The sequence below is a fragment of the Guptibacillus sedimenti genome (genome assembly GCF_028610665.1).
Classification (GTDB): Bacteria; Bacillota; Bacilli; order Bacillales; family Guptibacillaceae; genus Guptibacillus; species Guptibacillus sedimenti.
In genome coordinates this window covers 1,313,948-1,327,134 of record NZ_JAQQWV010000001.1, presented here as the reverse complement: position 1 = coordinate 1,327,134, position 13,187 = coordinate 1,313,948, and the positions used below count along the sequence as shown (strand labels likewise).

The following is a 13,187-nucleotide window of genomic DNA, read 5'->3' as shown; positions in this document are numbered from 1 at the left end:
TGTATTCATGAATAGGGGTCAACATACTGGATCCGTCAATGTGTTTGTTTCTTAATCTCTGAAATAATTATAGTCAGAGCTTGAATCGTTTGTCAATTGCTTCGTTCATCTTCGTTGCGATAGAGAATGAGCGCTTTTAAAACGGCCAGTACAGGAACTGCCAGTATCAATCCAATCACACCGGCAATTTCTCCTCCTGCTAGTAGGCCGAAAATAATAACGACCGGGTGAATATGCAAACTTTTCCCTACAATATAGGGAGAAAGGATATTGCTTTCAATAAACTGAAGAACAATAATGACGATGATCGTAACCAACGTCATTTTAACTGAAACAGTTGACGCAATTAATAATGCTGGCGCCGCCCCTAAAAAAGGTCCAAAATACGGAATAATATCTGTTACGCCGACAATAATGCCAAGCAAGATCGCATATGGAAGCTTAATTAGCCAAAAGCCTAGTGCAGCAAGAACACCCAGAACACTAATGACAAAAAATTGACCTCGAATGTAATTTCCAAGGGATTCATCAATTCGAATCAACACGTTTCTACCCGATTTTCTCCATTTTGGGGGCGTAACTCTCCAGGCTATTTTCTTTAAATCTTCAAAATCTTTAAGCAAATAGAACACAATAAAGGGAATAATCATGATAATAAAAATAGAACTTAATAGCTTTTTTGCTAATTCAATTGCAAGTGTTAATGTACGGTTAACAGCATCTTCAGCATCTTGAAACGATTGATCCACCTTTTCTTGAAGAGCAGGAGGTAAATTAGCTGTAAAGTCATAGGTATGGTGCACCGCATCTCGATACATATCAATAAACATCGGTACGTTCTCCATTAATTCCTGTGACTGCTTCACAATATGCGGAATACCTTTAACAATTGCATACCCAGTGCCTCCAAAAAACAGGAGATAGATTAAGAGGACAGCGACACCTCTTGGCAGTCCTTCTTTATGAATTTTCTCTACAATCGGGTGAAGTAAATACGTGATGAGAGAAGCAATTAAAAAGGGAACGATCAATACAGTTAACACATTTACAATCGGCTCCCAAATCGGAGCTAATTTCAATAACAAATACACACATAGAAATACGAGCAGAAGGGTTGTTAAATAAATGAGCCAATTAAGGTTCCATTCACGCTTCACATTTGATCCCTCCTGCTATCACGCCATCTACAGTTCAACTCGCATATCATAATCTTCAAATAAATCATCAAGGGATGTAAGTGAACCATCTTCTTCTACTTGATGAAGGGAGAGTACACCTTTGATCACAGACATTTCCACAAAACAGTTCCAACAATAGAATTGATTGGCACCGATCTTCCCTATATTTTTACTTTTGCAATTTGGACAATTCATCTCCATACGCCTCCTAATCGAGCTATCTAAGAAGATACACATTCCATCCTGCCCATACGCTCCACATTCTATACAACGGCTCTAGAAGTGCATGTCTGTCCAAATGTTTTTCCAATAAAAAAAGCCAGAAAATTCTCTGACTTTTAGATTGATTCTTCAATCGTTGTTTGTTCACCAATCATTTCTTGCAATTTCTCTGTTAACTGCGTATTTCTAATCTGATCATCTTCTGTTTTTATAGCAAGCTTAATCGCATCTTCTTCGCCGCACAAAATCAAATAATCCTTGCTTCTTGTAACGGCTGTATAAAGAAGGTTCTTCCGCAGCATCCGATAATACCCTCTTACAATAGGAAGCACCACAATTGGAAACTCACTACCCTGGGATTTATGGATTGAGCAGCAGTAGGCATGTGTTAATTGATTAAAGTCAGCCCTGTCATAAACCACTTCCTGTCCATCAAAAGAAACAACAAGTTGATCCTGCTTTTCAATATTTTCTTTCGCAAAGAATACAGAAACCACTTCGCCCATATCGCCATTGAAGACATTGTCTTCAGGATTGTTTACCAGTTGTAGAACTTTATCTCCGACTCTATACACGAGATCTCCATGCAAAAGCTCTCTTCGCTGATCTGTTGGAGGATTAAATAGCTTTTGAAGCTCCTGGTTTAGTCGATCCACTCCAGCAGATCCTCGATACATCGGAGCAAGAACTTGAATATCCCGAGGAGAGTATCCCTTCTTTAATGCATTGCCACAAACTTGCGAAACAACCTCAATAATCTGCGGTTGAGAACAAGGAAAGAACCTTCGATCAGGCGTCGGTTTATGGAACTCTTCTGGAAGCTCTCCTTCTTTAATGGAGTGGGCAAGATCAATAATCGAAGAGCCTTCAGCCTGCCGATAAATGTCCGTCAGTTTACTAACGGGAACAGCATGTGAATCAATCATATCCTTAAGGACCTGTCCTGGTCCTACTGAAGGAAGTTGATCTTCATCACCAACAACAATTACTTGAATTTGAGATGGTAAGGATTTAAATAATTGATTGGCTAGCCACACGTCAACCATAGATACTTCGTCAACAATTAATAATCTACCTTCAATTGGATTATTCTCATCATGTTCAAATCCCGCCTCACCTTTCCAGCCAAGCAATCTATGTATCGTGAAAGCCGGTAATCCGGTTGCTTCACTCATTCGTTTGGCTGCTCTTCCTGTTGGTGCGACGAGCAGAACGGGAAAGGGATTTTCTTTTGTGTAATCTTTTGGATCTAAAGAAAGGCCATTTAATTCAGCATAAAGCTCAACAATCCCTTTTATAACGGTTGTTTTGCCCGTACCAGGTCCTCCAGTCAAAATCATGAACGGAGACGATATCGCTTTTTGCACCGCTTCACGCTGTGATGGCGCATATTGAATGCCGAGTCGTTCTTCGAGATCTCCAAGTGCGCGATAAAATTCAGATTCAGGAAAAGAATCAGCATACTCTGTTTGTGACATCACATTATTCAATCCAGTGACAAGACCTTTTTCAGCATAGTAAAGTGAATGTAAATAGATTCTCTCTCGATCAAGAATTAACTTATCACTCTCGTAGAGCGAAATCAGTTCCCTTGAAATATCTGCTTCATCAAGTCGATCACCTAGCAGTTCATTTACAGATCGAATCAAAGCATCGTACTCTAGATACACATGTCCTTCCTGTAACGTTTGTTCATTTAACGTATGAAGACATGCCGCTCTAATGCGATCAGGATGCTTTCCCTCAATACCAATCGATTTCCCTAAATCGTCCGCTCGACGAAAACCAATGCCCTCCACATCTTGGATAAGCTGATAAGGATTTTTCTCAACAATTTCGAGTGTTTCTTGCTTATATGCTTTAAAAATTTTCATCGATAGTCTCGGTCCAAACCCTAATTCAGTTAACCGAATCATAATTTGGTCAAGCCCCTGATGCTCCATGAGAGAATCATATAATCCTTTTGCTTTTTCTTCAGATAGCTTTGGTACCTTACTTAATATTGAAGGATCACGCATAATCTTAGCTATGGCGCGCTCTCCTAGCGCATCAACAATCGATTCCGCCGTCTTTTCACCAATTCCATGGAATAAATCACTTGATAAGTATTGAACAAGCCCCGGTTTGGATTCAGGCATCTGTCGCTCAAATGATTCAACAGCATACTGTTTTCCGTAGCGCGGATGGTCTGTAAACCGTCCATAGAAAACGTACGTTTCATCTTCCAAAAGTCTTGGAATCATTCCATTTACAACGACTTCTTTCTCATCGTAGGGTTCATTCGTTTCTGATATTCGTAGTCTTGCCACCCCATACAAACTATCTTCATTGAAGAAAATCATTTGTATCGGTCTTCCTTTGATATAGCCTTTTTGTGGCTGATCCATAAGATCTTCTCTCCAATAACTTAAAATTTAATTGTTATTGTTCATCGCTTGTTCCATTTGTTTCTTCCCATTACCTGCTAAGAGATGATCTGGTTGAATAGCGAGCGCACGATCAAAACAGCTAATTGCTTTCTCCAAATTTTCTTGATAAGCATAGCTCACACCCAAGTTAAACCATGCATCTGCATGATCAGGGTCTTCTTCAACAACTCTCTCAAACTGAGGAAGAGCCACATCGACTGCCCCGTCTTGCGCAAGACAAAGTGCATACTGGAAACGAGCTTCTGAATCTTCCTCATTAAGTTCAACAGCTCTCTGAAAGAAAGGTAACGCTAAACGTAGCGCATCCTGCATCATAAAGCATTGGCCCATCATAAAGTGAACATCGCTTTGATCAAGTCCCTGCTGAATCGCTTTTTGATACATATCTGCAGCGTCTTTGTACTGTTCTAGTTCAAAGAATGCATTTCCTGCGCCATAATACGCTGTCCCTTGCGTTTCATCCAGATCAATCGCTTTTTCAAAATATGCAACAGCCTGCTTAATTTCTCCTGCTTGTGCAAGGAGGTTTCCAATATTCGTATAAGCAACCGGATCTTTAGGGTTCTCTTCAATCGCTTCATATAGTAGCGTTACAGCTTTTTCTAATTCTCCATTATTCATCGCTTCAATCGCTTGTTCATTTTTTTGGCTCATCTTAAAAACTCCTTATTTCTTTAGCTTATTCTCTAGTTTAGCATAAGTTAGCAGTTGATTCTTCACCTCAAAAAACAGCCCCATTTCTTTTTGAAATGAGGCGTGTCATTAAACGTATGTGAGTTCACTTGCATTCTTAAATACTTGATCTATTGTTGCGCCACCGAGACACTCATCACCATTGTAGAAAACAACAGCTTGTCCAGGTGTGATTGCACGAACCGGCTCATCGAACGTCACTTTTAAACGATCATCATCAAGTTTCTTAACCGTTACCCCTGAATCTTTTTGACGATAGCGGAATTTAGCCGTGCACGTTATCTCATCATCCATTGGCAAATTGGATACCCAGCTTGAATTTACAGCAATAAGGGAATCAGAATAGAGTAGCTCATTATGGAACCCTTGGTCAACGTAAAGAACATTGTCTTCAAGATTCTTTCCAACAACAAACCACGGCTCACCGTCGCCGCCAATTCCAAGGCCATGGCGTTGGCCAATCGTATAATACATCAATCCGTCATGCTGGCCTTTTTCTTCTCCATCAAGCGTCATCATCTTGCCAGGTTGAGCCGGTAAATATTGCCCAAGAAATTCTTTGAAATTTCGTTCACCAATAAAACAAATGCCTGTACTATCTTTTTTCTTAGCTGTCGCAAGACCTGCTTCTTCCGCAATTTCTCTCACTTTTTTCTTTTCAATGCCACCAAGCGGGAACATTACTTTCGAGAGCTGTTCTTGTGTTAGCTGATTTAAAAAGTACGTTTGATCCTTATTGTCGTCAACGCCACGGAGCATTTTCACTTCCCCATCACGTTCAACGACTTGAGCATAGTGCCCTGTTGCGAGATAATCTGCACCAAGCGTAAGTGCGTGTTCAAGAAATGCTTTAAACTTGATTTCTTTATTGCACATCACGTCAGGATTTGGTGTGCGTCCACCTTTATATTCATCAAGGAAATAAGTAAAGACTTTATCCCAGTATTGCTTCTCGAAGTTGACTGCGTAGTACGGAATGCCGATCTGGTTGCATACACGAATCACATCATTGTAATCTTCTGTTGCTGTGCATACCCCGTTTTCGTCGGTGTCGTCCCAGTTTTTCATAAAAATGCCAATTACATCATAGCCTTGTTCTTTCAACATTAAAGCAGCTACAGATGAATCAACACCTCCGGACATTCCAACCACGACTCGTATATCTTCATTCTTTTTTGCTGTCATGGTTGCACCTCCTCTTCTATAACACAAATTGTGTCCTGCCTATTTTATAACTTCTTCAACCGATTGACAATCTTAACGACTTCACCGGCTGCTCTCTTAGCATCATCGATCGAATTTCCATATCCAAAACTAAATCGTATCGCCGTTTCTGTTCGCTCATTATCTCCAAACATAGCTGTTAACACGTGAGAAGGTTCATGGGACCCTGCCGTACAAGCCGATCCGCTTGAAACCGCAATTCCTGCAAGATCAAGATTCATTAGCATGGGCTCAACTTTTGCATCTAAAAAGCTAACATTCATAACGTGTGGAAGCATGTTTTGACTATCTCCGTTCACTAAATAAGAAATAGATTTTTCATCAAATATATCTATCATCACTTGCTTCATATTTTGATAAAGCTCGACTTTCGCATCTCTGTCTACATGCATTAGCTCAGCTGCCTTCTCCATTCCAACGATGCCAGCCACATTTTCCGTACCAGCACGGCGCTTACGCTCTTGCTCTCCACCATAAGAATAAGGAACTAACTTTGTGCCAGCCTTTACATACAGAAAACCTACACCTTTAGGTCCGTTAATCTTATGAGCTGAAACAGAAAGGAGATCAATGCCCATTTCCTTCACATTCAGGTCGATTAAACCATAAGCCTGAACAGCATCCGTATGAAATAAGATATCAGAATCGTTTGCTATTCTGCCGATTTCTGCAATAGGTTGTATGGTTCCTACTTCGTTGTTTCCATACATAACCGTAATCAAGATCGTTTCTGGACGTATAGCGTCTTTCAGATCCGTTATCGAAATCCTACCATTCTCATTTACTGGTAAGTAGGTCACACTAAAGCCTTCGTTCTCAAGTCCTTTGCACGCATTTAATGCAGCATGATGCTCAATGGAGGTTGTAATAATATGATTTCCTTTTGCCTGGTTTCCTTTTGCAGCTCCGACAATTGCAAGGTTATCTGCTTCTGTCCCCCCACTAGTGAAAATCACTTCATTCGGGTTAGCATGAATACTCCTCGCAAGATTGCTTCTTGATTCATCAAGTGCGTGACGCGATTTCCGACCAAACTGATGGATACTGGAAGGATTACCAAAGTCATTTTGAAGTGACGTCATTATTGCCTTCATCACATCAGGATGGACGGGCGAAGTTGCAGCATGGTCCATATAAATTGCATTCATTCCTATTCACCTCTTACGACCAGCCGTGGACTGGCAACTAAATATAGAACATATAGCTATCTTGTTCGCCTTCTCCTTCATAAGTTGCAAGGTCTTCAAGCGTAGTTGAATCTAGAACATCTTTTACAGCATCTCGTATTTTTAACCAAAGATCTCGTTTGGCAGGTTCCTCATCATCCATTACTTCAACCGGACTAATCGGTCCTTCTAGCACGCGAATAATGTCCCCTGCTGTAATTGAACTCGCTTCTTGTGCAAGGATATAGCCACCATATGCTCCGCGAACACTTTTAACGAGACCAGCATTACGTAATGGGGCAACAAGCTGTTCGAGATAATGCTCTGATAAGTCTTTGCTTCTAGCAATGGATTTCAAAGATATAGGTCCATCACCGTGCTTTTTTGCTAACTCCATCATAATCGTTAATCCGTATCTTCCTTTTGTTGATATCTTCATTTCTTCCACCTCTTTCTATCAATCGAGCGACAAACGTTTTACACTGTGGCAAAGAATAACCAACGATCGGACCAATCGTTATACAAAACAAAAGCGTTCCAATATTAACCGGCCCTTGTAATAGCCACCCAAGAAAAAGAACCACCATTTCCATTGAAAGGCGAATTCGTTGTACTTTCCAACCCGTGCGCTCGGTTAAGACAAGCATTAAGCTATCTCTTGGACCTGCTCCTCTATCTGCCGCAATATAGAGACCAATTCCATACCCCATAATAAGAATTCCACTAATCAGCATAACCAATTTTCCCGGTAAATGATCAGGGGTTTTAAGAAAAGGAAGCCATAAATAAATGTCAATAAAAACGCCAACTAGAAGCATATTCAGAAAAGCACCAAGTTTTGGCAACGACCGTTCTAATAAAGACGTCGCCCCAATGATCACGAAACCTATGATAATGGACCACGTACCAATCGTTAATCCGAACTGCTGATAAAGTCCGATATGGAATACATCCCACGGCGCACTTCCAGCTTCTGCACGAATCATGAGAGCAATTCCAAAAGCCATAACTAAAAGACCTGAAACGAAGATTCCCCAGCTCATCCAGAACCAGGATATGCCCCTATTCGCTTGTTTCATTTCATCCCTCTTATCTCAATCTAATCTCATCTATCTAGCTATTGTTTCTGTTAGTAAACCTTCGCTATTATAGCACGAACCGCTTTTTCTTGCATTTCCAAAACCCGTATAGTATGTTTCAAATAACTATGAAAGGACGGGTTTTCTATGGATCTATTTGATTATCCAAAAGATAATAGCAACACTACGTCAGGACCACTTGCAAGTAGGATGAGACCAAGATCGATCGAGGAATTTATTGGACAGGATCATATTATTGGAGATGGAAAGCTATTAAGAAGAGCGATTCAAGCAGATCAACTAACACCTATGATCTTTTTTGGTCCTCCCGGAACTGGGAAGACAACCCTAGCTCGCATTATTGCCAATACGACATCAGCTCATTTTGAACAGCTAAATGCCGTAACGTCCGGAGTCGCTGACATAAGAAGATTGACCTCCGAAGCAAAAGATCGCTTGAAGCTTGACGGTCAAAAAACAGTACTTTTTATTGATGAAATCCACCGCTTTAATAAATCGCAACAAGATGCACTTCTCCCTTTTGTTGAAGATGGAACAATCGTTTTAATCGGAGCTACGACAGAAAGTCCGATGTTTGAAATTAACGCGGCACTCCTTTCGCGCTCAAGATTATTTCGTTTTGAACACCTCAATGAAATAACGATTAAGAACATTCTTTACCAGGCGATCGAGGACAAAGATCGCGGTTTTGGAAAATATAATATTGAAATCGAAAACGATGCTATCGATCATCTCATTGATGTTTCAAACGGAGACGCCAGAACGGCGCTAAATGCACTGGAACTAGCCGTTCTTACGACAACGCCAAATCAGGATGGGCAGCTCATGATTACACTCGCAATCGCAGAAGAATCCATTCAACAACGTGTACTTCAGTATGATAAAGATAGCGACAATCACTATGATACCGTTTCAGCTTTTATTAAAAGTATACGAGGATCAGATCCGGATGCTACGCTATATTGGTTAGCTAAAATGATTTATGCAGGCGAAGACCCTCGCTTCATTGCAAGACGTCTTTATGTTCACGCTGCTGAAGATATTGGACTTGCTGATCCTAACGCACTTCTTATTGCACACGCCGCAACTTATGCGGTCGAATTCATCGGAATGCCGGAAGCTAGAATTCCGCTAGCTGAAGCAGCTTTATACCTTGCTACCGCCCCTAAAAGCAATGGCGTTATTTCTGGTATAGATGCGGCGCTTGCCGCAGTAAAAAAGGAGAAAAACGGCACTGTCCCTGTCCATTTACGTGATTCCCACTACAAAGGGGCTTCAGAACTTGGACACGGCGTTGACTACAAATACCCACATAATTATCCAGGAGGTTACGTTCCTCAACAATACCTACCTGATCATATGATAAGAAAAACGTTCTATAAACCTACTGAGCGTGGCCACGAAAGAACCATTCAAAAAAGACTGGATTATTTCAGTGAGCGGATCAAATCAGATAGTAAGAAACCGTAACAGCAGGGGCCCTAGCCCCTGCTGTTTTTTTATCTATTCTTGCAATCTATCTTAAATTTACAAGACTTCTGTATAAATTCTTCCAGACTGGCAAAGCTATGATTACTTTCAAAACGCAAAGTTTTTCACCACATAAAGGAGCTGAAGGAAATGAAAGTAAGACAAGATGCCTGGTCTCATGAAGATGATTTAATGCTTGCCGAAACAGTGCTGCGGCATGTTAGGGAAGGTAGTACACAATTAAAAGCCTTTGACGAAGTCGGCGATCGACTTAGCCGAACATCAGCAGCCGTTGGATTCCGTTGGAACGCCATTGTCAGAGATCGATACGAACAGGCTTTAAAGCTTGCGAAAAAGCAGCGAAAAGAAATGAAGCGTGCTGAGCGTAGACAACCGGAATATACGAAGAACGAGATGCATACACCATTACAGCAAGAACAACCTGTCGCCAAACCTGTACTTAAAACACCAGTCAACACGACTGAACCAATCCAAACTAAGAAGGAACTAACGATGAGAGATGTCATCACATTCTTATCCAATCTCGAACAATCCGCATCCTCAACAAACAAACTTAGAACAAACCTTGATAAGCTAGAATCGGAGAATCAGCTACTAAGAGAAGAAAACACCCTGCTCAACCAAAGAATCAAAACGCTTGAAAACGAACAACAAGTAATGAAAGAAGATTACCAATCCCTCATCCAAATCATGGACCGAGCCAGAAGAATGGTCGTCCTAAACGACAACGAAGACCAAAACGTCCCAACCTTCAAAATGGATAAGAATGGGAATCTAGAAAAAGTCGCGAGGTAAAAGCGAAAAGCGGAAATGGACGTTTAGACCCGGCAGGCACTGGAGCCTTATCATTTGAACACGGTTTTTGTGTTCGAATGATAAGGCGAAGTGACCGAGGGTCTGGCCATTGCAGCTGGATCTCCGAAAAGCGGAAGCCCCCGTTTAGACACGGCAGGCACTGGAGCCCTATAAATTGAACACGGTCTCTGTGTTCGAGTTATAGGGTGAAGTGACCTAGTGTCTGCCCACTGCAGCTAGACACGAAAAGCGGAAGCGCCCGCTTAGCCTCGACCAGCGCTGGAGCCCCACAAAAAGAACACGCTCTTTGTGTTCATTCTGTGGGGTGAAGCGATCGAGAGGCTGGGCGCTGTAGCTAGACATGAAAGGCGGAGACGAGCGCTTAGAAACGGAGATATTGGAACTCTTGAACTAGAACACGCCCTTTGTGTTCTGGTGAAAGAGTGAATTATCGCAGTTTCTGCGAGTCGCAGCTGGATCTCCGAAAAGCGAAAGCGCCCGTTTAGACACGGCAGGCACTGGAGCCTTTTCATTTGAACACGGTCTTGGTGTTCGGATGAAAAGGTGAAGTGACCGAGTGTCTGGGCGCTGCAGCTGGATCTCACGAAAAGCGGAGCGGGCCCGTTTAAATCCGCAGGATGTTGGAGCCCTATCGAATGAGACGCTTTTTGTCTCAATCGATAGGGCGAAACAGCCGAAGGATTTGGCCCGGGCAGCTGGATCTCCGAAAAGCGGAAGACCCTGAGACAGGGGGCTGCACTTGAATCTAAAATTCACCTAAAGAAAAAGCATCCGCTCAAGACTTGAGCGTATGCTTTATTAATTGTCATAAAAATAGAAGAGCCCCAACTGTGCCGTCCTTTCCATAATTGTTGAACCTGCATTGGCAGGTGGGTGCCCTATTCCACTCTCCGTACGTCCTCAGCTACCGAGGCATGTACTTTGAACGGAAAGAATCAGGCTCCCGTTGTAAAAGTGTTGGCTCAAATTATTATGGAAGTAAACGAACACTTCAGGACTCTTCGTTAACTTGTAATTGAATTATAGCAGACCTTCTAATCGATTTCAATCTTCGAGGATTAGGTCCTTTTTATTATTTTTATTCTTTCTCAGCGGCAACTGGCTTCTTAGCTAGTTCTAGATGTAGTTCTTTCAACTGATCTTCACTAACAGGAGACGGCGCTTCCGTTAACAAGCAGCTCGCGCTAGCTGTTTTAGGGAAAGCAATTGTATCGCGAAGATTCGTTCTTCCAGCAAGCAACATAACGAGACGATCAAGTCCAAAAGCAATTCCGCCATGCGGAGGTGTTCCGTATTCGAATGCTTCAAGAAGGAAACCGAACTCTGCTTCTGCCTCTTCTTTTGTAAAGCCTAGTGCTTTAAACATTTTTTCCTGAATATCACGTTGGAAAATACGCTGAGAACCACCGCCAAGCTCATAACCATTGAGTACAAGGTCATATGCATCTGCACGTACTTTGCCAGGGGCTTCTTCAAGGAGATGAAGGTCTTCTTTCAATGGCATTGTAAATGGATGATGCTCCGCAAAATAACGATCTGCTTCCTCATCATAACTCATAAGCGGGAAGTCCATAATCCAAAGGAAGTTAAACTTCGAATAATCAATAAGGCCAAGATCTTTACCAAGCTTTGTACGAAGAGAACCAAGACTATCAGCAACAACAGATTTACTGTCAGCTACGAAGAGTAGGAGGTCTCCTGCTTCAGCGTCAAATGCTTCTTTTAGTTGAGTAGCTTGTGATTCATCAAAGAATTTAGAAATAGGTCCTTTCAAACCATCTTCCTCTACCTTCAACCATGCAAGTCCTTTTGCTTTATATGTTTTCACATACTCCGTTAATGCGTCAATATCTTTGCGGGAATATGCACTAGCAGCGCCTTTCGCATTGATGCCTTTTACTGCTCCGCCAGAAGCAACTGCTCCAGAGAACACTTTAAAATCAGAGTCCTTCACGAGTTCAGATACATCAACAAACTCCATTTCAAAGCGTGTGTCTGGCTTATCTGATCCATAGCGATTCATTGCTTCAGCATGAGTCATACGCTGGAAAGGTGTCTTTATTTCGATGCCTTTCGTCTCTTTCAATACAGCGCTCATCATTTCTTCCATCATAGCAATTAAATCCTCTTTGGGAAGGAATGAAGTTTCAATATCAACCTGTGTAAATTCCGGTTGACGGTCCGCTCTAAGATCTTCATCACGGAAACAGCGAACAACCTGGTAATAACGTTCAAATCCAGAAACCATTAACAGCTGTTTAAACAGCTGGGGAGATTGTGGAAGTGCATAAAACTCTCCATCGTGCACACGGCTAGGCACTAAATAGTCACGAGCACCTTCAGGCGTACTCTTTGTTAGCATCGGAGTTTCAATCTCAAGAAATTCATTCTGATCTAGAAAATCACGTATCACTTTCGTTGTACGATGACGAAGTTTGAATGTTTCTTGCATAACCGGACGTCGTAGGTCTAAATAGCGATATTTTAAGCGAATGTCTTCTCCAACCTCTACATCATTCGCGATGCTAATGGGAGGGTTTTTAGCCGCATTAAGAATTTCAAGTGATTCAGCATGTACTTCAATCGAACCAGTTGGTAAATTGGGATTAACCGTTCCTTCTGCACGCGCTACTACTTTCCCTGTAATGCCTAGCACATATTCATTTCTGACATTCTCAGCAAGTTCTAGCGCTTCTTTTGATAAATCCGGATTGAAAACAACCTGAACAATACCAGAACGGTCTCTAAAATCAATAAAAATTAACCCACCAAGATCGCGACGTTTTTGAACCCATCCTTTTAATTCTACTATTTCTCCGATTTCGTTTTCACGAATCTTTCCACATGAGTGACTTCTTCCGATCATTC

Annotated in this window: 11 protein-coding genes and 1 other RNA gene; 2 read left to right on the top strand and 10 right to left on the bottom strand. The window is 41.7% G+C overall.

Annotation, left to right across the window (positions count from 1 at the left end; all coding sequences use genetic code 11):
* Nucleotides 1-92: 92 nt before the first annotated feature.
* The 8 genes from PQ578_RS06425 to PQ578_RS06390 form a co-directional block, all read right to left on the bottom strand.
* Entirely contained in the window at nt 93-1,157 is a 1,065-nt protein-coding gene (locus PQ578_RS06425; protein WP_273832670.1) for an AI-2E family transporter, read from the bottom strand.
* 27 nt (nt 1,158-1,184) lie between these two features.
* Nucleotides 1,185-1,373 (bottom strand): hypothetical protein, encoded by a 189-nt coding sequence (locus PQ578_RS06420; protein WP_098444358.1) that lies wholly within the window; start codon nt 1,371-1,373, stop codon nt 1,185-1,187.
* Nucleotides 1,374-1,516: 143 nt separating this feature from the next.
* On the bottom strand, nt 1,517-3,787 hold the full coding sequence (gene recD2, locus PQ578_RS06415; protein WP_273832669.1) for an SF1B family DNA helicase RecD2: 2,271 nt from the start codon (nt 3,785-3,787) through the stop codon (nt 1,517-1,519).
* Nucleotides 3,788-3,814: 27 nt separating this feature from the next.
* Nucleotides 3,815-4,483, bottom strand: a complete 669-nt coding sequence (locus tag PQ578_RS06410) for a tetratricopeptide repeat protein (RefSeq protein WP_159783397.1) — start codon at nt 4,481-4,483, stop codon at nt 3,815-3,817.
* Nucleotides 4,484-4,591: 108 nt separating this feature from the next.
* On the bottom strand, nt 4,592-5,707 hold the full coding sequence (gene mnmA / locus PQ578_RS06405; RefSeq protein ID WP_224883832.1) for a tRNA 2-thiouridine(34) synthase MnmA: 1,116 nt from the start codon (nt 5,705-5,707) through the stop codon (nt 4,592-4,594).
* Nucleotides 5,708-5,751: 44 nt separating this feature from the next.
* Nucleotides 5,752-6,894 (bottom strand): cysteine desulfurase family protein, encoded by a 1,143-nt coding sequence (locus PQ578_RS06400; RefSeq protein WP_273832668.1) that lies wholly within the window; start codon nt 6,892-6,894, stop codon nt 5,752-5,754.
* A gap of 37 nt (nt 6,895-6,931) precedes the next feature.
* Entirely contained in the window at nt 6,932-7,351 is a 420-nt protein-coding gene (gene cymR / locus PQ578_RS06395) for a cysteine metabolism transcriptional regulator CymR (protein WP_160918687.1), read from the bottom strand.
* Entirely contained in the window at nt 7,284-7,991 is a 708-nt protein-coding gene (locus PQ578_RS06390; RefSeq protein ID WP_273832667.1) for a YczE/YyaS/YitT family protein, read from the bottom strand. The genes cymR and PQ578_RS06390 overlap by 68 nt, the downstream gene beginning before the upstream one ends.
* Nucleotides 7,992-8,138: 147 nt before the next feature.
* Here PQ578_RS06390 and PQ578_RS06385 point away from each other — a divergent pair, with 147 nt between their 5' ends.
* Both PQ578_RS06385 and PQ578_RS06380 read left to right on the top strand, forming a co-directional pair.
* Entirely contained in the window at nt 8,139-9,482 is a 1,344-nt protein-coding gene (locus PQ578_RS06385) for an AAA family ATPase (protein WP_098444365.1), read from the top strand.
* 150 nt (nt 9,483-9,632) lie between these two features.
* Nucleotides 9,633-10,298, top strand: coding sequence for an RsfA family transcriptional regulator (locus tag PQ578_RS06380; protein WP_273832666.1), 666 nt, complete (start codon nt 9,633-9,635; stop codon nt 10,296-10,298).
* 838 nt (nt 10,299-11,136) lie between these two features.
* Here the strand turns inward: PQ578_RS06380 and ssrS are convergent.
* Together ssrS and aspS are read right to left on the bottom strand one after the other, a co-directional pair.
* Nucleotides 11,137-11,320, bottom strand: a non-coding RNA gene (gene ssrS / locus PQ578_RS06375) — 6S RNA.
* Nucleotides 11,321-11,397: 77 nt separating this feature from the next.
* Complete coding sequence (gene aspS / locus PQ578_RS06370) at nt 11,398-13,185, bottom strand: aspartate--tRNA ligase (RefSeq protein WP_273832665.1); 1,788 nt, start codon at nt 13,183-13,185, stop codon at nt 11,398-11,400.
* Nucleotides 13,186-13,187 lie beyond the last annotated feature (2 nt).